Annotated in this window: 23 protein-coding genes; 13 read left to right on the plus strand and 10 right to left on the minus strand. The window is 67.2% G+C overall.

The window, feature by feature from the left end; all coding sequences use genetic code 11:
* Positions 1–27: 27 nt before the first annotated feature.
* Positions 28–822, plus strand: coding sequence for a class I SAM-dependent DNA methyltransferase (locus tag F0344_RS07465; protein WP_185298027.1), 795 nt, complete (start codon positions 28–30; stop codon positions 820–822).
* A gap of 157 nt (positions 823–979) precedes the next feature.
* Here the strand turns inward: F0344_RS07465 and F0344_RS07470 are convergent, their stop codons facing one another.
* On the minus strand, positions 980–1,390 hold the full coding sequence (locus F0344_RS07470) for an NUDIX hydrolase (RefSeq protein WP_185298028.1): 411 nt from the start codon (positions 1,388–1,390) through the stop codon (positions 980–982).
* Positions 1,387–2,049, minus strand: coding sequence for an NUDIX hydrolase (locus F0344_RS07475; RefSeq protein ID WP_185298029.1), 663 nt, complete (start codon positions 2,047–2,049; stop codon positions 1,387–1,389). The genes F0344_RS07470 and F0344_RS07475 overlap by 4 nt, the downstream gene beginning before the upstream one ends.
* A 555-nt stretch (positions 2,050–2,604) precedes the next feature.
* Between F0344_RS07475 and F0344_RS07480 the strand changes: the two genes are divergently transcribed.
* The 7 genes from F0344_RS07480 to F0344_RS07510 all read left to right on the plus strand — a co-directional run bounded on the left by F0344_RS07480 (position 2,605) and on the right by F0344_RS07510 (position 7,746).
* Entirely contained in the window at positions 2,605–3,114 is a 510-nt protein-coding gene (locus F0344_RS07480) for a nucleoside-diphosphate kinase (protein WP_185298030.1), read from the plus strand.
* Positions 3,115–3,187: 73 nt separating this feature from the next.
* Positions 3,188–3,487 (plus strand): hypothetical protein, encoded by a 300-nt coding sequence (locus F0344_RS07485; RefSeq protein WP_185298031.1) that lies wholly within the window; start codon positions 3,188–3,190, stop codon positions 3,485–3,487.
* Between the two features lie 156 nt (positions 3,488–3,643).
* On the plus strand, positions 3,644–4,234 hold the full coding sequence (locus tag F0344_RS07490; RefSeq protein WP_185302559.1) for a CYTH domain-containing protein: 591 nt from the start codon (positions 3,644–3,646) through the stop codon (positions 4,232–4,234).
* A gap of 40 nt (positions 4,235–4,274) precedes the next feature.
* A complete protein-coding gene (locus F0344_RS07495) occupies positions 4,275–5,042 on the plus strand; it encodes a hypothetical protein (RefSeq protein WP_185298032.1) in 768 nt (255 codons plus the stop codon).
* Positions 5,042–6,433: a hypothetical protein gene (locus F0344_RS07500; protein WP_185298033.1), complete on the plus strand. Its 1,392-nt coding sequence runs from the start codon at positions 5,042–5,044 to the stop codon at positions 6,431–6,433. The genes F0344_RS07495 and F0344_RS07500 overlap by 1 nt, the downstream gene beginning before the upstream one ends.
* A gap of 22 nt (positions 6,434–6,455) precedes the next feature.
* The gene (locus tag F0344_RS07505) at positions 6,456–7,196 is read left to right on the plus strand and encodes a class I SAM-dependent methyltransferase (protein WP_185298034.1); all 741 of its coding nucleotides are present in this window, start codon (positions 6,456–6,458) and stop codon (positions 7,194–7,196) included.
* Between the two features lie 34 nt (positions 7,197–7,230).
* Positions 7,231–7,746, plus strand: a complete 516-nt coding sequence (locus F0344_RS07510; RefSeq protein WP_185298035.1) for an AAA family ATPase — start codon at positions 7,231–7,233, stop codon at positions 7,744–7,746.
* Positions 7,747–7,824: 78 nt separating this feature from the next.
* On the opposite strand, the gene F0344_RS07515 is transcribed toward F0344_RS07510, so the two are convergent.
* The 3 genes from F0344_RS07515 to F0344_RS07525 are packed head-to-tail and all read right to left on the minus strand — an operon-like array spanning position 7,825 to position 9,214.
* Positions 7,825–8,244 carry a hypothetical protein gene (locus F0344_RS07515; RefSeq protein WP_185298036.1) on the minus strand — a complete coding sequence of 140 codons (420 nt, stop codon included), beginning with the start codon at positions 8,242–8,244 and terminating at the stop codon, positions 7,825–7,827.
* Positions 8,241–8,699, minus strand: coding sequence for a nucleoside 2-deoxyribosyltransferase domain-containing protein (locus tag F0344_RS07520; RefSeq protein ID WP_185298037.1), 459 nt, complete (start codon positions 8,697–8,699; stop codon positions 8,241–8,243). The genes F0344_RS07515 and F0344_RS07520 overlap by 4 nt, the downstream gene beginning before the upstream one ends.
* Positions 8,699–9,214 (minus strand): hypothetical protein, encoded by a 516-nt coding sequence (locus F0344_RS07525; protein ID WP_185298038.1) that lies wholly within the window; start codon positions 9,212–9,214, stop codon positions 8,699–8,701. Before F0344_RS07525 ends, F0344_RS07520 begins: the two co-directional genes overlap by 1 nt.
* 307 nt (positions 9,215–9,521) lie before the next feature.
* Between F0344_RS07525 and F0344_RS07530 the strand changes: the two genes are divergently transcribed.
* Positions 9,522–10,550, plus strand: a complete 1,029-nt coding sequence (locus F0344_RS07530) for a hypothetical protein (protein WP_185298039.1) — start codon at positions 9,522–9,524, stop codon at positions 10,548–10,550.
* 72 nt (positions 10,551–10,622) lie between these two features.
* Here the strand turns inward: F0344_RS07530 and F0344_RS07535 are convergent, their stop codons facing one another.
* Positions 10,623–10,853, minus strand: a complete 231-nt coding sequence (locus F0344_RS07535) for a hypothetical protein (protein WP_185298040.1) — start codon at positions 10,851–10,853, stop codon at positions 10,623–10,625.
* 148 nt (positions 10,854–11,001) lie between these two features.
* On the opposite strand from F0344_RS07535, the gene F0344_RS07540 reads away from it, so the two are divergent.
* From F0344_RS07540 to F0344_RS07550, 3 genes are all read left to right on the plus strand, one after another.
* Positions 11,002–12,239 (plus strand): IS3 family transposase gene (locus F0344_RS07540; protein WP_374940070.1). Its coding sequence is split into 2 segments (ribosomal slippage): positions 11,002–11,332 and positions 11,332–12,239, totalling 1,239 coding nucleotides; the frame shifts between segments, so codons are not numbered across the junction.
* 240 nt (positions 12,240–12,479) lie between these two features.
* Complete coding sequence (locus F0344_RS07545; RefSeq protein WP_185298041.1) at positions 12,480–12,683, plus strand: cold-shock protein; 204 nt, start codon at positions 12,480–12,482, stop codon at positions 12,681–12,683.
* Positions 12,684–13,428: 745 nt separating this feature from the next.
* On the plus strand, positions 13,429–14,070 hold the full coding sequence (locus tag F0344_RS07550) for a hypothetical protein (RefSeq protein ID WP_185298042.1): 642 nt from the start codon (positions 13,429–13,431) through the stop codon (positions 14,068–14,070).
* Positions 14,071–14,197: 127 nt separating this feature from the next.
* On the opposite strand, the gene F0344_RS07555 is transcribed toward F0344_RS07550, so the two are convergent.
* Together F0344_RS07555 and F0344_RS07560 are read right to left on the minus strand one after the other, a co-directional pair.
* On the minus strand, positions 14,198–15,988 hold the full coding sequence (locus F0344_RS07555; RefSeq protein WP_185298043.1) for a hemopexin repeat-containing protein: 1,791 nt from the start codon (positions 15,986–15,988) through the stop codon (positions 14,198–14,200).
* A gap of 408 nt (positions 15,989–16,396) precedes the next feature.
* The gene (locus F0344_RS07560; RefSeq protein ID WP_185298044.1) at positions 16,397–17,326 is read right to left on the minus strand and encodes a hypothetical protein; all 930 of its coding nucleotides are present in this window, start codon (positions 17,324–17,326) and stop codon (positions 16,397–16,399) included.
* Positions 17,327–17,744: 418 nt separating this feature from the next.
* Here F0344_RS07560 and F0344_RS07565 point away from each other — a divergent pair, with 418 nt between their 5' ends.
* Positions 17,745–18,275 carry a 2'-5' RNA ligase family protein gene (locus F0344_RS07565; protein ID WP_185298045.1) on the plus strand — a complete coding sequence of 177 codons (531 nt, stop codon included), beginning with the start codon at positions 17,745–17,747 and terminating at the stop codon, positions 18,273–18,275.
* Positions 18,276–18,285: 10 nt separating this feature from the next.
* On the opposite strand, the gene F0344_RS35575 is transcribed toward F0344_RS07565, so the two are convergent.
* Both F0344_RS35575 and F0344_RS07575 read right to left on the minus strand, forming a co-directional pair.
* Positions 18,286–19,614, minus strand: a complete 1,329-nt coding sequence (locus F0344_RS35575; RefSeq protein ID WP_258049745.1) for a hypothetical protein — start codon at positions 19,612–19,614, stop codon at positions 18,286–18,288.
* Positions 19,615–20,696: 1,082 nt separating this feature from the next.
* Positions 20,697–21,044, minus strand: coding sequence for a helix-turn-helix domain-containing protein (locus tag F0344_RS07575; protein ID WP_185298047.1), 348 nt, complete (start codon positions 21,042–21,044; stop codon positions 20,697–20,699).
* Between the last annotated feature and the right edge of the window lie 23 nt (positions 21,045–21,067).

Raw genomic sequence — 21,067 nt, forward strand, 5'->3', positions numbered from 1 at the left:
AATCAACCGAGAACTACAGGGGAGATCATGAAGGACCTGCACCAGCAAGCCGCCCGCTGGGACCAGTGGGCGCCGCACTACGACGAGGAGACCCGCAACCAGGACCCGAGTGCCGCCGCCGCCGTTCTCTCCGACCTCGCCGGAGACGGCGCGGCCCTGGAGCTGGGCGTCGGGGCCGGCCGCGTCGCTTTCCCGCTTGCCGAATGGGGGACGCCCGTCTTCGGCCTTGACGCCTCCCAGAAGATGATCAGCCGTCTCGAAGAGCACCAAAAGCAGACGCCCGAGGGGCGCTCGCCTGTCCAGGCGCGGGTCGGCGACATGGCGCGGTTCGACCTCGGCACGCACTACCCACTCGTCTACGTCATAGCGAGCACGTTCTTCCTGCTGACCAAACAAGAGGACCAGGTCAGCTGCTTCCGCAGCGCGGCCAGGCACCTCTCCCCCCAGGGCCGATTCGTCGTCGAAGCAGCAGTCCCGCACACCTCGGGCATGGCCTCCGAACGCCAGCAGATGATCGTCCGCGAAATGAGCGAGGAACACCTGAAATGGTCCGCCTACGTCCACGACCCCGTGCACCAGATCGTCCGGGCCCAGGAGGTACGCGTCGGCCCAGATGGCTGTCGCCTTCTGCCGAACGTCATGCGCTATGCCTATCCGGCCGAACTGGACCTGATGGCGCAGCTTGCTGGGCTGCGCCTGGACGGGCGGACCAGCGACTGGAAGGGCTCTCCGTTTACCGCGACCAGTACGCACCATGTGTCCGTCTATAGCCGCCAGTCAGCCGAAAACGACACCTCAACGACCATCGGGCCGTCAGCATGACCGTCCCTCGGCAGCGGCTCGCCGATGCCTTCGGTGACCGTGATGCGCAGACCTCTTGGTGGTCGACCTGCGCGGCACCGGGTTGTGGCGCGCGTCGAGGCGCACCTGCTCAGCACATGTTCGAAGAGCTGCCCCTCACCGGCGGGCTCGCCGGCAGCTAGCTCAGCACGCTGTCGAGATGGGCTTGTACCGGCTCGAAGAGGCCGTACGGAACGAGTTCCGGGATGTCGGCAAGCGCAGCCCATTTCAGCTCGGCCAGCTCGTCCTTGTCGGCCACGTAAGCGGTGCCGGAGGTGACCGCGCAGGCGGTATAGGACATGTTCCTTCCACTCTTGGGGTGAACCCGTTCGCCAAGAGCCTTGACCGCGGTCACGGCCAGGCCGACCTCTTCCTGCGTCTCGCGTACGGCCGCCTCCTCGGAAGTTTCCCCGTCTTCGATCTCGCCGGCGGGGAACTGCCAGGACAACTGGCCCTCGGAGACCCTGCGCCGCACCATCAGGACACGGTTCTCGTGGACCACGATCGCGGCAGAGATGCCCGACCGCTCCGCAGCCGTCTGCTCGGTCATATGTCTTCCTCCAGTACTTCCAGGATTGGCGGGTAAATGTTGTCGGCGGGTATGAAGCGGGTCATCGTGCTTTTGGCTACCCACGTCACGTCCACGTTCTCCACGGCATCGCTGTTCGTCGCGTCCCCAGCGAGGTATTCGCACAGGAAGTACAGGCAGTGCACGCCGGTCACCGGGTGGAGCCGCTCGCCGAGGCTCTGGCGGATGGCGCAGTGCACACCGGTCTCGTCCAGCGTCTCGCGGATGGTCGTGGTCTCAGGCCGGACGCCAGGCTTGATGACGCCCGCGGGGAACTGCCAAGAGATCCCGGACGCGTCATCGCCACGGCGGCAGACCAGCAGAACGTCGTCGCCACGGACGACGACAGCGATGGCGACGCGCAGGGCCTGGGCCTTGGGGACGGTGGCTGCGGTGTCCGCTTGGCCCATTGCCGCCGTCATCGATGCGAATCGTTTACGGACAGCGGCTGGTGCGTCCTCGTGCACGGAGTCGAGCAGTTGTTGCATCTCTGGGCGGGGGATGACGTCGGAGTCGGAGTGCCAGGTGGCGACGGTCCGTGGCGAGATACCCAAGCGGTTGGCGAAGGACTCGTTGGTCATACGGAGGGCGGATTGGAGTGTGCAGGCGAGCTGGCCGGTCCAGACGTCCACTACTTCCATCGCGGCCCTCACGTATCCGATCGGCGACGTGCATGGTCAATGCGCTACGACTGCACGGGAGTTGCACTGCCGCTTCATGGCGGCGGGAAGCGAACACCGGTTGACTCTAAGCCGTGCCGCCCCAGACAGACACCACCTTCTCGCACAGATGTACGAACGATGCGGTCATCCAAGCATGCTAGTTCAGACCCCTGGGGGTTACGCGAGTTGGAGGATCGAAGTCTCGTCCGAAAGAGGCCAAAAGTCGCCGCCCAGGTGCGGTCACGCTACGGCCACCCCAGGCGGCAGGGCGGTTCGTGCCCGCCCCACGTCGGGCACGAACCGCCCTGAGTAGCCCAAGAACGGGAGGACGTCCGATTTCACTCCGAAGACGCCCGTCCGGCGCCCGATGGGCATCACTTTTCGGCTATCGAATGTCCGTATCAGGAGGGTGAGCCAACACCGCCGTCTGTAGCCCAACTGCCGGGCTCTATGGGCTGATCCGGCGCAGGTAACCTCAGTCACTGACGTGCTGAGCGACCGTCATATCACCCGCGTGGCAGATGAAAGGGAACCATGCCCCAGGATCAGGACCAGACAGTGGAGCGCACGCTTGTGCTGCTCAAGCCCGACGCCCTCGTTCGTGGCTTCGGCGGGAAGGTCATCACCCGCTTCGAGGAAGCAGCGCTGAAGATCGTGGGGGTGAAGATGAAGCAGATGGACGCCGAGTTCACCCGGCGCCACTACTTCGACCTCGAAGAGCGCCTGGGCAAGGAGGTCTACGACTTCACCTCCGCGTTCATGCAGCAGGGGCCGGTCATCGCCCTGGTGCTCGAAGGCTTCGACGCGATCGCCACGGTGCGCAAGCTCGTCGGCAGCACCTACCCGAACGAGGCTCCGGCCGGGACGATCCGGGGCGACTTCTCGCACTACGGCAAGGCGGCCAGCGTGGCCTCCGGCAAGGCCGTGGCGAACCTCGTGCACGCCAGCGGCAACAAGGAGGAGGCCAAGCAGGAGGTGGAGCTGTGGTTCGACAAGGACGAGCTACACGACTACCGCACGCTCGCCGAGATCTTCGCTTGCTGAGGCGGACAACGTCACTACGAGGGCGCCGAAGCGTTGAGCACCACTGGGGCACACCGTTAATCGAAAGGGCACCATGACCAACCAGACACGTGTCGCGTCCGTTCAGGAACTGGAGTCGGTTTTCCAGCAGGAGCTGGCGACCGACCGATGGGCCGCGGCGGAGACGGCCTACGCGCTGGCCGTCCGACACCGCGATGCCGACGACTGGGAGAAGTCCCGCGAGTGGGTGAAGCAGACCCTCCAGCTCCTCGAAGGCTTCCCCGCCGAGACCGAGGAGCAGGTGGCCACGCAGCGCACCTCCGTCGGAGGCGTTGACCTGCCGAACTACCTGCACGAAGGCGTCGTGCGCAGCCGCTTCGGTGACCTCGGCTGACACACACGCGCCCTGATACGGCGGTGCGGCTCGCGTCCGCACGCTGACCGCACCGCCGTCGGCCACAACTGCATACAGCCCACCAACCGGACCAGCCAGGCCCCCGCCTGAGCGGGTTCGGACAGACCACCCATGCCCGAAGAAGGGACCAAGCCGTTGCCCATTGAGATCGAGATGCGTGCCCGGTACGACAAAGAGACCCACGACCGGCTCACCGCCCGCCTGGACGGCCAAGCCACTGACCTGGGCCGCGACGACAAGCACATCTACTTCTATGTCCTGCCCGACAAGCTACTCAAGGTCACGGACAACACCGCCGCCGGCACGGCCAAGATCACCCTCAAGCACAGCAAGATCGGCCAGGGCGCGGCCTTCCCGGAGACAGAGTTCCCCATCGCCCGCGAGGACGTCCCCGCGGCTGTGGCCCTCTTCAACGCCCTCGGCTTCGAGCCACACATGCACCAGGCGGACAACCAGCGGCACAACTACCGCTTCCGAGGCGTAGAGATCGCCGTGAAGTGGAGCGAGGCGTGGGGCCACCACGCCGAGTTCGAAGTGCTGCTGGACGACGACGCCAGCGACACGGCCCGCGAGGAGGCCGCAGCCCGCATCACCACCGCAGCCCAGGACCTGGGCGTGACACTGATGACCGAGCAGGAGCTGGCCGACTTCACCGCAGCATTCGAGTCTGCCGAGCAGGCCCGCAAGGATCAACTGTCGTTCGAGGAGATCGAACCGCAGACCTGATCGGTATCCGCCGTTCCGACCCACCGAGGGGGTAGGCCCGATGAGTACCACCCCGCCGGCCGACAGCTTGGTCGAGCTGGCTGCCCGCAAGCAGCTTCCGCACCACCAGTTCACCGACCACGCCACCGTGCGATGGATCGAGGCCAACCGGCCTGACTTCCCCGACACGGTGACTCCGGCGCTCCGGGCCACCTCCCAGCGGCTGGTCTACCGCTCGGCCATCCCCACCGCCTGGATGGCGAACTCCCAGCTTGCAGACTCGCTGCACGGCGTTCGCCACGCCATGCGCACCGCCACCCTGGCCGCACTTCTCGCAGACGCCGACGATCTCACCGAGCACGACACGGCGACGCTCGTGATGGCCGCAGCCGTCCACGACTGCCGCCGAGTCCACGACAAGGACGACCGCGGGCACGGGGCACGCGCCGCGATCTGGCTGACCGGCAACGCCGACATGGTCTGGGCGCACTTCCACATGGCGCCCACCCCGCAGCGCATCGTCTCGGTCGCGACGGCCGTCCGGCTGCACGACGTGCCCTACGACGTCTTCGCCCCGGACGACCTCACCGACTATGCACGAGCCCGGCACATCACCGACCTGCTCAAGGCCGCCGACGCCCTGGACCGTTACCGCCTCCCGAAACTCTCCTGGTGGCCGGATCCCTCCCGCGTACGGGCAGCCGGGTTCGCTGCCTTGCGTCCCACGGCGTTCGAACTCGTAGTGTCCTCCGAAGCCGCTCACCTCGCGGGCATCGACAGCGCGGACGCCGTACTCAAAGCTCTGGAGCAGCGGGGGTCAATCACCTGATGGACACCCACGACTCGTACCACCTGTGGGCCGATGCCCACGCCTTCTACGACACGCCGCTGTTACCCGACACCCGCGACCAGGCGGGGCCCCTCGCCGAGCAGTCTGCTCGGTGGGAGCGCCGGCTGGCTGACGAGACCCCCCACGGCGCGCTCCTGCGGACAAACGCCCTCTTCGACACCCTCAACGGGGATGGGCCGATGCACCTGCTGCACGTCACCCACGCCCTGGAAGAGATCAGCCAGAACGGCTTCCTGTACCCGTCGGGCGGGTGCCTGGTCGGGAGCATTTACTGCGCACCGCTGACTGTGCACGGCAGCGGGTTCCGGATGCACAACCTCGCCGAGTACGTCCTGAACAAGGAAGCCCCGGCGTTCGTGGCCAAGGGCGGCGAAGGCCGTACGCCGACCCCGCTGATCTTCGAGATCACCCGGCCCCGTCGTGCGTACCGCGGCCTGGCGGGCGTGGACTACTTGCGCCTGGGCGCGATCCACCTCAGCATCTACAGCGACCTCGAATATCTGCTGTCCAACGCCGAGCGGTCCGCACTGCGCGAGACGATCGTCAGCCGCATCAAGAACAGCACCGCCTTCCTCGCCCTCGCGGCAGCCATCGTCTACGAAGGCGTGGACGTCGCCGCCCCGTCCTTCCTTGAACTGCTGGACGAGACGATCCCGCGCCTGCCGATCCTCGGATACCTGTACTTCGAGGCCCTGGCCGAGTACCTGATGCTCCACTCCACCAGTGACCACACCCAGCAGCTTGCCGAGCGCGGCGAGTTCAACAATTGGCTCTACAAAGAGATGCTGTTCGCCACGTTCCCCGACATGGCAGGCAGGTTCGACCTCGCCAAGTTCCGCCCTGCCCCCGGCAAGTTCGACAAGCTCCTGGCCAGCGTCGACACCACCGTGGACCCCTTGCACGCCCGCGCCTACCTACGCGACCGGATCAGCTACCTCGTCGCCGCGCGCCTCTTCACCCCCGGCCAGATACCGGAAGCCTGGCGCCACACCCGCTGGGAGTTCGACAGCCTCGCCACCCAGATGGGACCGCTGCTCGGCCACCTCATCCACCGCGAGCTGCGGACCTTCGGCCGCTACCCCGATTTCTACTTCTACTTCGACCAGCACAAGGCGCTCCAGGCGTGGAACTACTGGAACCACATGGACATCATCGCGCCCTTCAACGGCACGATGCCCAAGGGGGAAGTCGGCATCAACCCGGCATACCCCGACCTGGAGTACAGCATCTACCGGGCCGTCCGGGACGAGGCCGGCCGAGTGCACCCCGTCGAGAAGTTGGACCTGACCATCGCGCCCCGGCTCGTGGACATCAAGTACACGCTGATGCGCAACAACAAATGGTCAGTCCCCGAACCCTCACCGAACTGATCCGGCCCCGCCAGGAGACGACATGACCGTGCACCCCGCCGCACCCTCGCTCGACCTCCTCCGCGAGCAGATCGCTGCCCTCCTGCAGGAACCTGCGACGGGCCACGGGCTCGCCCGCACCCTGCGGGCCACAGCCAAGGAGATCGAGATCAGCCGCTACCACCAGGCCAGCAGCAGGGCCTGGCCGAACGGCCGCATCGACACGACGCCAGATAAGGTGCAGATCGGCGGCGGCGCCCACCGGATCGACGGCTTCTTCAACATCGACGCCGTCCCGCCCGCCGACCTCCTGTGGGACATCCGTGAAGGCATCCCCCTGCACGATGCCAGCGTGCAGCTCATGTTCTCCGAGCACTTCCTGGAGCACATCGACTACCCCCGCTCCGTCAAGCACTACGCCTGCGAAGCGCACCGCGTGCTAGCCGACGGCGGACAGCTGGTCACGGGCGCACCCGACGCCGCGTTCCTCCTGAGGCATTACCCCGCCAACCCCGAGCTGGCCACCGAGATGGTGGAACGGTGGTACTCGAAGCGGGACTGCCTCGGCGACATCAACACCTTCCTCGATCTGATCAACTACACCTTCCGCGACCAGGACGACACCCTCAACTACACGCCTCACCTGTGGGCTTACGACGAAGAGAAGCTGATACAGCTATTCACCGAGGCCGGATTCCGGAGTGTAGAACCGTGGGACTTCGACGCCGCGATGGCTAATCCGAAGCGGCAGTGGGGCAGCGTGTACGTGGTCGCCAAGAAATAGCCCCAGCACGAGCAGCACCAGGGAGCACAACATCGTGAGCGCGCCGACCGCCGTCCTGCTCATCGGGATCACCGGCTCCGGCAAGACGAGCCTCGCCCAGGCCCTGGCCGTCCGCGGCCTGGTTCGACTCAGCGTGGACGAGGAGGTCCACCGCCTCCACGGCCGCTACGGCGTCGACTACCCCGAAAACACCTACTTCGAGCGCGAGGCCCCCGCCGTGGAAACCGTACGCACGCAGCTCGCGGAGCACCTGCGCGCCGGCCACCCCGTCGTCCTCGACCACGGCTTGTGGCTGCGTTCCGATCGTGACGAGTGGAAGAAGACGGTCCGGGCCGCCGGCGGACGTCCGCTCCTGGTCTACCTTCCTGCGTCCAAAGAGGAACTTCTGCGCCGGCTCGCCGCACGCAATGAACGCCAGGACGCCAATGCTTTGATCGTGTCGCCCCAGGCTCTCAATGACTTCTTCGCTCGGTTCGAACCGCCCGATGACGACGAAGATGCGGTGACATACAACGGTGATACAGAGATCATCCGCGCCATGGCCCGGTGACGTACACACCTGAGATCCAGGACCGCGCCCTACCCGCTGCACTCGGCTCGTTGGGTGCGCTCCCGCGCAACCTGGGGTTCAACGCTCTTGCGGACGTGCGACGTTCGGGTCCTCCGCAGCTGGCAGCCGCGCGTCCCTGGGGAGAACAACGACCTCGGCTCCGCTAAACAGTCGCCAGCTAAGAGGGGCTCCAGCGGCCTTCCGCGCGCGCCGGTACGTGAGGGCCCAGCCCATGCCCCGCTCGACCTTGCCGTCCGGTCCCATCCGGGTACGCCACCATAGCCAGCCTATCCAGGACTCCCGCTCCTTAAGGAGCGGCGCCGCGAAGGCATAGGCAGTGGTCGTCATCTGCGCCAACGCTCCAGCGAGTTGCTGCATTTCGCCCAGCGATACCAGGTCCTGCCTGATCGAGACCCGGGCCGCCCGTACGGCTCCGCGTACGACGGCCGCGATGAACATGGCGACGAAAACCCCGAGCAGGGCCCAGACCACGATCATCGTGAGGCCCCTATGGCTGCGCGGCTCGCTTCGATCGTGTCCGCCAGCGTGGTGTGGACTTGAAGCGCCGGGCGAGCGAGTGCGAGCTGCGTCACCACATTCGTGCGGCGTACATAGCCAGGATCCGTCCCGACGACGAGAGCGCCGCCCTCACCGACGAGCACCCCCAGTTCGTACAGAGCGATCGGCTGGTGGCTGGTGGGCGACTCCGGAAACCAGAACACGACAAGATGGGCTCGGCGCAAATGCCGGTACTCCCAACCGACTTGGGCCGCTTCCGCGTCCGGGTCGTGCAGCGGGAAGTTACTGCGCCGCGGGTTGAGCAGCGTGACATCGAGGTCATCGAGCGCGGCTGTCACGGTCTTCTGCCAGTCGGGGCAGTCAGAGATGCCCCCGGCGAGAAACAGGCAGGAGCCGGCACCGGTGAACTCCTCGGGGGCTTCGACGTAACGCATCAAGCCACTCCCCGCCCGGCGGTGACGTCGTAGCCGTAGAACTCCACGAGGGCGGGGTACAGCCGGCGCAGCGCTTGCTCGGCACGCTCGGTAGCGGCCTTGGCCTCTTCGGCTCGGGACCATGTCCGCATGGCCGTGCCATTGATGTAACGCATGTCGGTGTTGCGGGATAGTTCCGTGGGCACAGGAGAGTGCTTGTCGCAGTGCCGGATCCAGGCTGGGCGCATCTCCGCGAGCACCCTCACCTCTCGCGCTGCCTCTATCAGCGGGGCGACGAACGGCGCGTTCGGATCGACAAGGCCATGTCCCAGCGCATCAAGGGAGTTGATGATCGGGCCGCTGTCGACCAAGACCTCCGCGACGTGGAACAAGGAGTCCGGATCGCTCGCATCGACCTGCCGGAGGAACGGCGTGCGAGTGGCGACGTCCCACAGCGCAGACCACGCCAGCGCCCGCTCGCTGAACCGCTCCTCCTTCGTGGCCTGTCGCGCCTTCATACCGAACCAATCAGGCATGCGTCCCCCTCCTTCATCCTGCTCCGAAGAACACGGCGCCCCGAGGCGGATGTCAGGCTTACGGCAGCCGTGCCTGGCCTCGGTGGCTCCTTGCGTGTTGGCCACTTGACGGCACGCTACCCGGCTCGCGCCGCCGCTTCACCCCGACGCCGGGCCGACAGGGTTGGTACGCACGTACAGCACGGCAACAGGTCGGCCGGCCCGGGGTAGCGGTGCCGAACCAGCCGGGTTCGGCAGAACGAAGGCGCAGGCAAGACCATCTCTGGTGAAATGGGCCTGCCCCATCCTGACAACCCGGATCCGGTGGGTGCGCGACACAGTGAGCGAGGTGCGGGTTCAAGTGGTGCGACACGGACTCACCAACGAACAGGGCCTTACCGGCGCAGGTCGGGTCACTCTTGAAGTCCCAGGAGAAATCCGTGTACATGACCGGGATGTGACCGGCAGGGAGGAATTCACGACCACCCTCGCCTGTCCCGAGTGTCATGCGACCACTGGGCTGACGCTGGTCGCACGCGATGACTTGGCCTTCCTCGTCTGCCCCAACGGGCGCGCATTCCGCGCTGCGCTGCTCGACGCAGGCATGGTGCGCAAGCTCTTCCTGCTGCACCACGGCCCGAACGGCCCTCTGGATCTCGATCCCCTGGGCGTTGGACGGTTGGGCGTATTCGCCCCGCTTCCGCTCGACGAGGACCGCAGTATCGCCGAGAACTTCGAGGACACCGCCGACGAGGCCACGGAGCAGGTCGCCTGGTCGATCGGGCACACAGTGCGCGCGCTGGCGCCGTTCGATGAGGCGATGGCCTGGTCTCGCCATCTGCTGATTCGGGCGCTGATGCATGAAGGCTGGCTCTTCGAGACCGTGTTCAGTCCACGCAACGAGCCTGCCCTCGACGCCCACATGATCAGCGTGGCCCTGGGGCTGGCCTTGCACGAGATCGCCTGGCGCAACAGGGTCCAAGCCTTCGACAGGGTGTGCTTGCCGGACGTCCTGGACTTGCTCGGGCGGGGAGAGAACCCGACGCAGAGCGTCAACGAGAGGGGGCTGTTGCAGTCCCTTCGCCCGGCCGGCGCCAGAACCCGGGGCGGCCGACTGCGGCTGACCGATGTCGCACGGCTGGAGAACTGCACCGCCGAGGAGTGGAATCGCTGGTGTACCGGCGCGTTCCACGTGGTCTCCTTCCACATCCGGCAACAGCACAAATCGCTCTCGCACGACGTCTTCCAGACCCGCGGGACCCCATTTCACTTGATCGATTTCGGTCGCGATCACAAGGACTCCGGACGCCTCGATCCGTTCTGGTACGCCACGGAGAAGCCGAATCACAGCTCCTGAGCCCAGCACGGCCGCCACTTCGCCGAACCGTGCCGCGCGAGCGGCTACCGCAGCGGTGCGGAGCCAGAGAGCTCAGCGACCCAAGAGGATCTCCGCTACCGGCTCCCACGTCATCCGCCACCCGTCGAGGCCCTCGTCGAAAGTCCACGCCACGTCGAGGAGGTGTACGCGGTCGACGAGGAGCGAGGCGCGGCGTGGGACCACCTTGTTGCGCAACTCGCTGTTGAGCGGATCAGACGAGGCCGTGCCGTGTAACGGCAGCGTCAGATATTGGAACTCTCGGAATGCTTGGAGCTTTGCCATGGTTCGTCCATTCCGCTATTCGCGCTGGGTGCGGATCCTCTGAAGTGATGGTCGGGATCAAGCAGTGAGGTTGTAGGGGCCTCCCCCCTGAGTGGTGGACACGCTGATACTGGATCTGCTTGATCCGGAGGAAGCGAGAAGACGGCCGATGGCGATGAAGGACTATTCGGACGAGTTCAAGGCCGATGCGGTGGCCCTGTACGAGTCCACACCTGGGGCGATCTACAAGAGCATCGCCGCTGACCTGGGCATCAACCGGGCGACGCTGCGCGAGTGGGTGCTGCGGGACCGCGAACGCCGTGGCGTCACCGCCGCGGGGGCGAAGCCGGCCGCCGGCCGCCTTGCGGCGGTGTCGCCCGCTGATCCGGACGAGCGGGTCCGGCGGCTGGAGGCCCGGGTGGCGGAACTCGAGGCCAGCGAGCGCAAGCTCGCCACCGAGCGGGACATCCTCCGCAAGGCGGCCAAGTATTTCGCCGGAGAGACGAACTGGTGATCAGCCGCTTCCAGTTCGTTGACGACCACCGGGCCACCTACGAGGTGAAGCGGCTGTGCCAGGTCCTGGACGTGAACCGCTCCAGCTACTACAAGTGGCTCGCCGGCGCCGAGGCCCGGGCCAGCCGGAAGCATCAGGACCGAGTCCTGGCCGAACAGATCCGCCGGGTCCACGGTGAGTCGGGCGGCGCCTATGGCTCCCCGCGGGTGACGGCTGAGCTCCGCGAGAAGGGGCACCGGGTCAACGAGAAGCGGGTCGCCCGGATCATGCGGACGTTCTCCATCACGGGTATCCGCCTGCGCAGACGCGTCCGCACGACCGTCCCCGACCCGGCATCCGGGCAGGTCGCGGACCTGTTCGGCCGGGACTTCACCGCCACCGAGCCCGGGCGCAAGCTCATGGGAGACATCACGTATCTCCCGCTCCAGGGAGGGAAGTTCCTCTATCTCGCGACGGTGCTGGACTGCTTCAGCCGCAAGATCGTCGGCTGGTCCATCGCCGATCACATGCGCACGGACCTGGTCGCCGACGCCTTGCGGATGGCCGCCCGCACCCGCGGCTCCCTGGACGGGGCGGTGTTCCACTCCGACCACGGGGCCCAATACGGATCCAGGGCCTACGCCAGCCTCTGCGACCAGCTCAAGGTCACCCGGTCGATGGGCGCGGTCGGCACCAGCGCCGACAACGCCGCCTGCGAAAGCTTCCACGCCTCCCTGAAACGCGAGACCCTCCAAGGCGCCCACGACTACGGCGACGCCACCGCCTGCCGCCGCACCGTCTTCGCCTGGCTGACCCGCTACAACACCCGCCGCCGACACTCCACCAACGGCCACCTCAGCCCCGACGCCTACGAACGACGACACCACAGCGCTAAACTCACGCTCGCCGCGTGACCAATAACCGCGTGCCCACCTTCATGGGGGAAGGCCCTAGTTCTGCTGGTCAGGGCTGGGGTAGAGGCGTTGATGCTCGCGGGCTGCGTGGAAGATCCAGCAAAGTGGCGTGCGCCACACGGGTGGGCGGTTCGAGGCCCGGCTCCGCTGGGCAGGGTGCAGGGGCCGCAGCCGCGTGAGGCTGGTTGCGGCCGGTGCGGCGTGGTCGCGCCGTGGCGCGGTGGCAAGGGATACGAACTGATGGCGACTGGCACTGTGAAGTGGTTCAACTCCGAGAAGGGCTTCGGCTTCATCGAGCAGGATGGTGGGGGCTCGGACGTGTTCGTCCACTACTCGGCCATCGCCGCCAGTGGCTACCGCGAGCTGGCCGAAGGTCAGAAGGTCCAATTCGAGGTCACGCAGGGCCCGAAGGGCCCGCAGGCGGAAAACGTCAGCCCCCTCTGAGCTGACGACCGGCGCGCCGGCGTAGCACCTGGCACCTGGAACACCGGCAGAGCCCGGCCGCGATGCGGCCGGGCTCTTGTCGTACGGGCGGCGGCGCCGGCCTGGAACTGGCTGGTGGCGTGGTGGACGCTGGGGAAGCGTGCCGGCAGCGTGGTTGTCCATGAGACAAGCCCCAGACTCCGCGTGCGGTCCGCGCAGGGCAACGAGAGGGGACCTCCGATGGCTGGTCGCTGTCGCGGTGGCCTCCACGGTGGCGCAACTGGTTCTCGTCGCCCGCTGGGGACTCGACGGTGCCGATGCCGTCCTCCAACTCCGCGCTGATCCCGACCATCACTTCAGAGGATCCGCACCCATTCGCGCTTGCCGAGTGCCGGCAGACCACCCGAGGCCGTTCGGACACAGCGTCCACCACGGGCCGACCATTTGGCCACCAGCAGTTGACGGGCCATCGCGCACCACTGTGCTGCCTCGTCCTGATTCCCTGCGGCCCTCTGCCGGCCGGCCGCGAGCAGAGGGCCGCGCGGGTCTTCCCCTACAGCGGGTCGGCTGTCGAGGATCCGGTTCCGCCGACCAGGACCGCACCTTCACCTCGCAAATCCAGAGCCGGATGCACATTCGCTACAGCCTGTAGCTGGCACCCTCTCATCACTTGTGGTCTTTCGAAGCGGATTCATGATTCCCCGACGCCACACACGGTGACCGGAGGATCATGTCGGGTGACCGTCCCGCTCACTGGAGGTTCTTGATGCCGATCTATCACCGTGACGTCGCGCTCGTGGGTGCCCAGGGGCACGGGAGGACGTCGCTGGCCGCGGCGATCAGCCGTGTCGTGCGCGACCGCCGCCCCGACCTCAATGCCGGCATGACGACGTTCGACCAGCTCCACGACGCGCCCACGCACGCGCCGCGGGAGCAGGGGGGCATGGGGTTCGCGATGTCCCGGCTGGACTACAGCCTGCCTATGCAGACGTACTCCCTGTTCGACTGCCCGACGTACGACGACTACCTCACAGCCCTCGACCAGGACGCCCTGCCGAGGACCTGGGCGATCCTGGTCGTCAACGGCGCCACCGGCCCGACCGATGCGACATCCGATGCGTTCCGCCTGCTGGCGAGGACGAAAACTGCGGATGGCAGCACCCCCGCCACACCCCATGTGGCCATCGCCTTCACCCACGCCGACCAGCTCGCCGACGAGGGGAAGAGGGAAACCCTCAGTAGGCAAGCCGCCGCGAGGCTCATGCAGCTCGGCGTGACGTTCAACGCCGACCGGCCCACGGCCTGGCTGTCGCCGGCCAAGGCCCTGGACGGCGACATGGAAGAGGCCGACCGGTTCCTCGGCTTCCTGAAGGCAGCCGACGAGTTCTTCCCCCGGCCCGGCCGGTAGCCGCAGGAAGGCCGGGCGAGCGGCCCCACGACGGGCCGAACGGGAGCAGCAGCCGGGTGGGCGGCCGGCCGGTTGAGGTATTCCGGCCGGCCTGCGCGTGTGCGGTGTTACGGGTGCGGCTGTTCTGTCAGATGATGGAGTACCTGGTGTAGTCCTGGCCCAGGAACAGGTAGATGTCGGTGTAGTGGTAGGGCCGCTCACTGCTGCCGTCGGGTACGGAGCAGGCCGCATGGATCCCGCCGGCGTAGTCGGAGCCGGCCAGCCCGGGCCAGCCTTCGGCGATGGGCTTGGGACCGGCGACGATCTTTTCCTGGGTGGTGTCGTAGCGGACGTACTGGTCGCCGGTGAAGAGGTACAGATGGGGAGCGCCACCCGGTACGGGGGCGGCGGCGTCGATCTTGTCGGCGAAGGCGGTGTCCGCAAGACCCGGCCAGCCCGTCGCGATGGGTTTCGGACCGACGGTGATCTTCTCTGTGGCGGTGACGTAGCGCACATATTGGTTTCCCCGGAAGAGGTACAGGTCCGGGGAGGGCTGAGGTTGCTGGACGCTGTAGCCGGGGATTTGGGTGGCGGCGTCGATGCCCTGGGCGAAGGCGGTGCCCGCAAGACCGGGCCAGCCCGTCGCGAGGGATTTCGGACCGATGACGATCTTCTCCCCGTGGGCGTCGTAGCGGAGGTACTCGGCTCCCCTGAACAGGTACACGTCGCTGGGGTGGCCGGGCTTCTTCACGGCGGCGTCGATGCCCCCGGTGAAGGAGGTGCCTACGAGTCCTGGCCAGCCCTCCTCGATCGATTTCATCACCAGGGCCGTCTCGGGCAGGTGGCAGCGGATGTAGAGGCGGTAGTGGCCGTTGCTGCCGCTGAAGTTCCAGTAGTCCCGGGCGTCCGGGCGAAGGGCGAGTTCTGTCAGGGCGGGGCGGGTGAAGGCAAGGCTGCGGTCCTGGATCAGGTCGTCGTCGTTCGTGAACAACTCCAGCAGAAGGCCCAGCAGCGCGCTGACGATCGCGACGACCGCCGCCAGGCTGGCCTCCTGGCTCTCCCCGTGTTCCTGAATGTCCGCGCACGCCTCCGCGCACGTCTCGGCCACGTCCGCCAGGCCCTCGCGCAGGTCCTTCCAGATGTCGCCGCCGTCGCGTTCCCAGCACTCGATGTCCGTGATCAGAGTCTGGTGCACCGTGCCGCTGAAGATCGTGGCGTTGGCGTCGAAGGACTTCCATGTGTTGTCTTCGAGCGACCCGAACTCGGGTGAACTGTAGGTTTTGGTGGAGTGGTCGTCGGCGCCGGAGGCGGCCACCCAGTAGATCTCGTCATCTGGGCCAAAGAAGGTGTCGCCCGTACTGCGGATGCAGTGGAAGAGGTCCAGTGCCAGATTCGCGCGAAGTGGCGCGACGTCCTTGCCCGAGGGCAGCTCCGGCCCGGTCACTACCGTCGCTCCCGACCCGTACTCGGCGAGCGCCGCCAAAAACTCCTCGGAGTCCAGGCTGCCGCCCTCGGCGGTGAGGTCCGCGACGTTCACCACGTGCACGTTCGGCTGCGCCAGGATCTCGGGCCCCGCCGCCGCCAGGTCCGCCACCAGGTCCGCCATGGCGTAGCCCGTATCGGCTGAGCGTGCGGTGAACGTGGCAGGCAGCCAGTCCACCGTGTTCTTCCCCGTCGCCTCCCGCCAGGCCCGGCCGAACGCGGCGACCTCCTCCTGGGGCACCGCGGCGCGCAGGACACCGAGCAATCGCCCTTCCAGCTCGGTCAGCTCCCGGCCCGCTTCCTGACGCTCCGCGGCCCGCAGCATCACCCCGCCCAACAGGTTCTGCGCGCGGCTCCCCTTCTGCCGGTGCGCGGCGCGGCGGGACGTCGACGTCCCCGACAGGGTCGCCCGCACCCGGGCCAGACGCTCTTCAGCCGTGGTCTCAAGCTCAGACATTCCGTACTCCTTCAGTCCACTCACACCGGCGCGCACGGCGAGTAGTCGCCCGCATTCAAAGTGTGATGTGTGGCGGCCAACGACGGCCCTCATAGGGATGGCGTGACCGAAAAGCGGACGCAATGGGCCTGAAAGGGATGCTCGGATTCGAAGTTTCAGAGTGCCAGACATTGAGACTGGCTCGCGTTTCGGTCGCACCCCGGGCAGGGGTCCGGCGAATACCTCCAGGATCAGGCCGTGGGTGGTCGGGGTGCTGCCGGTCCACTTCCATGCCGGTGCGGTGCCGCAGCACGCCCTCGATCATCGAGGCGACCTCGGAGGCCGAACAGGACCTGAGCTGGGAGTCGAGAATTCGGGCCGGTGCGGCGGGAACCCGGGGAAGCCCGCCGCACCGTTCCTCAGGCAGGGTCAGCCGGTGCAGCCGGTAACGGGCTGGGGCCCTGCGCACTGGGTGGGCGTGTTCTGCCGGATGCTGCCAGGGGCGACGGTGGCGTTCCCCATGTTGTAGATGCCGCCACCCTGGCCGTTTGCCTCCCCGGCGGGGTCCGCGCGATTGTCACTGACGGTGGCATGGCCCTGCACGGTCAGGTGTCCCTCCCGATCGTTGAAGATGCCACCTCCGAGGCCGCCTCGAACGTCGCTGTCTTTCTTGGCGCTATTGCCTGAGACGGCGGCGGATTCCTTCATGGTCATCGTGCCGCGGTTGAAGACACCGCCGCCGCCGTACGGCCCGCTCACGTTGGAGTTCCCGCTGACGCGGCTGTTGCCGGACATGGTGAACGTGCCTGTGTTGGAGACGCCTCCGTTGGGGAACCCGGTCACTCGTGACTGGTCCCGCATTTCCATCGTTCCGTCTACCGACGCGCCGGTCTGCCCGGGTCCGGACAGTACGGACGTGCCCGCGAGGATGAGCGTTCCGAACGTTCCCTGCCCGTTCTCCGTGTCGCGCATGTCCCGCACGTGGACGGACGCGTCACCATTCGACTCGACTGTGACATCGCGCAGGGTCAGCGAACCTTCCGTGACCTGGATCGTTGCACCGTACTTCGATCTGGTCCTCGGCTTGATCGTGGCCCCGTTGCCCTGCACGACGACCCCCTCCGCACGCGAGGTGAGGTTCGTACTGGCGCCCGTCGTTGCCGAGGGCAGCTCGTAGACGCAGCTCGCCTTCTTGTTCGGGTTGAGGATGATCACGGTCTTCGTGTTCCTGGCCGCCTTGGTGAAGGAAATCCGCAGCAACTTGGCTTTCCCGCACCCCACCTTGTAGGTCGCCGACCCGGGCGCCGCCGTTGCCGGCGGCACCATCACTCCCACCAGGGCCGCAAGAGCCACACCCACCAGAGCTCGTCGCACAAGCCACTCCCACTTCACTCACCGGACCGGGCAGAACAGCAGGACGATCACTGTTCTGCCCGGTACAAAGAGCACCGGGCGGCGAAGTTACGACTGGCGCACGAAGATCCGGTCGCCCGAGCAAGTCGATCGAGCCCATGCGGCACTTCAACCTGAGGCGGACCAGAGCGCGCTCGCCCGTCAACTGCTGATGGCCAAGCGGTCGGCACGTCGCCGGCGCAGCGTACGAACCGTGTCAGGTGACCTGCCTCCCGGCGCCCCAACACTCGGGATGCGTAGGAAAACTCGGTCACAGCAGTGGCCACAGCTTTCAAGGGACAAGATCGTGAGACCAATCGGCCGTGGCCCTCAAATGAGACAACCGGAAAGCCCCAGCTCGCCGCAACGGAACGGGACATTCCAATTGCGGACCTACACGCGCGCGCACGACGTGCTGAAGGACTTCCCGATCACACCGGTCGCGCTTCCCTGGCTGCACATCACCGTCGAGCAGATCACTGACCGCGTGGGAGCGGACATTTCAACGGCTGAACGCGATGCTCTGGTCGCGGAGTTGGGTAAGCAGCTCGCGGAAATCGAGCCGTTCGACATCATGATCGGATCGCTGGAGTCGTATGCGACCGGAGTGATCGCCGACGTCCACCCCGACGAGCCCCTCAACGAACTCCACACCACCGTCCGCGCCGCGATCCAGGCCGTCCGCGGGCCCAACGCGACGGACTACCCCACCAAGGTCCCGCACCTCACGCTCGGATACGCGGCCGAGGAATGCGACTCCGACCAGGTCCAGAGGAAGCTCCGCAACGGAGTACGCCCGGGACACGCCCCGATGAGGGTGGACGCCGTTCACCTCGTGGACGTCACCGCGGACGCAGGGGCCAAGACGATCACATGGGACCACGTCGCGACGATCCCGCTCGGTGCGGGCAGCTGAGGATCGCCGTTCAGTTCGCCGGGCGGGTGCGTACCGGTCGCGTGGCGACGTCGGCCGCGTACGCCGCCCAGTCCCCGCCGCTGGAGTTCTGCCACTGCACGGCTACCGAGCGGTGGATGCCCAGCATGCGCACCAGGATCGCTGCCGGGACCTGAGAGGCCAGCGTGAACAGGGCGGTGCCTCGGTCCTGGCGCGGATTGACGCCCAGCGCCCTTAGCCGGATCACGAGTTGGTCATTGCTGAGTGGCTGGCCGGGGAGCCGCCCGGGGAAGAGCCACTGCCCTGGCGCATCCACGAGTGTGTGACCGCGCCGACTAGCGATCAGTTCCTCCATTAGGGCATCGAGCGGCGCGGGCAGCACGATCGGGCGGTCCCCGAGAAGGATCTCCGGCTTGTCGCCGTCGCGCTGCACATGGTCGACGGTGAGATGGCGGATGGTGTTGACGTGCTGGGCGTAGAGCAGCAGGAGCAGGCCGGCGACCCGGTCGGCGATCGGCGCGTCGTCCTCGTGCAGGAGCCGGCGCGCAACCTCCCACCGCCGGTCCTCATCATGCGGCCCGCTCGGGCCCGCCCACCGGGTGGCGGGAGCGGTGAGGTTGTGGGCGTGGCGGTGAGCCACGGCCCAGCGCACGAAGTGCGCTGTACGCGTCGGGTAGGTGGCGCGGTGGGCCATGAAGTCGTCCACTTCGCTCTGTGTGCACGCGCCCAGCGGCATGCCGTGACCCGCCAGGTCGTCGAGGAGCTGGACGGCGGCATTGATGTGGGTGCGGACGTTCTGGTCCTGGTCGACCGTCACCTGCTGTCCGCGCACGCGCTCACGCAGTCGGCGAAGGTGGTGCCAGATCGCGTATCCGTGCAGGACCCGCCGCTCTGCGAGGTCTTTACGCCCGGCCACTTTCTGGTTGATCCAGTGCTCCAGGTTGGCGAGGCGCTGATCGCGGGCCGGGAGCGAGCCGGTGGCCATCAGGAGGCCGCGCAGGTAGTTCAGGGTCTTGCCTGCCGGCAGCTCGTCGAGCAGCGCGTGGGTCACCGGGCGTGGGTCCTTGCCCAGGGCCGTCAACAGTGCGCGGACCTTTGGCTTGGTCAGCCAGCTCATGGCGTGGTCGGGGCGCTCCACAGCCACCAGCGCGCGCCGGAACGGCTCGAGTTCCTCCGCGACACCGGTGCCATCGCCGAGCAGCTCTCCGAGCTTCAGGTCGACAAGGCACCGCTGGCAGGGCTCGGTGCCGAACTGCCATGTCGTCTCGCAGAGAGGACAGCGGTCCCAGAAGTCCGGATCCGGGTTCAGGCACTGGGCGCACAGCGGGGCAACGAGGGTTCCTCCCTTGAGCGGCGACACCGTCCCGCAGGACGTGCACCGGATGTGCCGGACTCGGCAGTTGCGGCACCACGGCTCGCCCGTCGCGCGCGATGTGGCGCACCAGGTGAGCTGCCCGCAGACACTGCAGTCCTGGTCCTTCCGCGGGCTACACCTCTCACACCACGGTCCCTCTGCCGTGCGGGCTTTGACTTTCCGCCGCCGTCGGCAGCCCGTGCACGGTTCGCGGTTGGCTGGGTCACTCCTCCAGCAATCGGTGCATATCGGGCGGCCATTGTCGTCCCGAGAGCTCACCTTGCGGCGATTGCCGCAGCCCGAGCAGTCCTCGGCACGTGCTTCTTCTTCACAGCGCCAGCAGATCCGCTGGCCGTCCTGCTTCGCGCGCAGATGTTCGGTCGCGCCGCAGCGGGCACAGCCCGGCCGCACCACCGCCGTGGCGCCGGCCTCCACCAGGGCGTTGATGAACGTAAGCACGGACGGCGTGGGCGCCGTGTGCCCGGCGCCGGTGAGCAGCCCGGGCCGGTCGAGGACAGCCCAGGCCACCCGCCAGCGAACGGCGCGTTGAAGTGAGCATCCCGCCAGGGCCTCGGCCACCGTGGCCCGGCTCAAGCCAGGATCGACGCCCACCACCAAGTCGACCAGTTCCTCTGCCGGGTCGTCGTCGACAGGACACCGCTGGCACAGAGGGCGTCCCTTCCGGTCCCGGGTTCGGACATACGCGAGCATGCCGCAGCCGACGCACTCCTCCTTCGGGCGAGTGCACCCGCTACAGCACCACAGCCCGCCCTTGCGGCTGCACAGGCTCAGGATCTCGCGGTTGCAGTCGCAGCAACGCGGCCTCGCCAGCTGCTGTGCCCCCGTCTTCGCCAGCGCAGCCAGGAGTTTTCCCACTGACCAGATCGAGGGAGAGCCACCTGTGACCAGGACCTGCGGGTTGTCCCGCAGCTCTCGGGCGACGCGGCGCCGCGTCGTGGGACCGCGGAGTACAGCTTGCGCCACTTCCTGGATCCGATCGTGGGACAGACCGCGCTCCACGCGAGCTATCTGGTGTACGACGGCGCCGAGCGGGTCGTCTTGGATCAACTGGTCAATATCTATGGTCATCATTCAATCCCGGTGATGCGGGCCCGTTTGGGCCGCAGGGTCCCGAGCCCCGGCTCCGGTGCGCTGCCACCGGCCGCGGCGGCCTTCTTCGGCCGGCTTGCCGCCCCCGCAGCGGCGATCGGCTCGATCAGGTCGTCCATCCGGCAGTCGAGGATGTCGAGCAGCGCCATGAGCACCTTCATGCTCAGCCGCTCCGGGCGATCGGTCACCAGCCGGTAGACCTGGCTGGACGAGAGTGTGATGCCGCGCTCGGCGAGCAGTGGGCTCAGGTCGCTGGTGTTGAACATGTCGCGCTCGGCCATGACTTTGCGCAGGTGCCACTGGTAGTCGAGTTTCGCTGCGGGCATCGGGATGTCCTTCCTCAGCAGCG

This window comes from Streptomyces finlayi, assembly GCF_014216315.1.
GTDB lineage: Bacteria > Actinomycetota > Actinomycetes > Streptomycetales > Streptomycetaceae > Streptomyces > Streptomyces finlayi_A.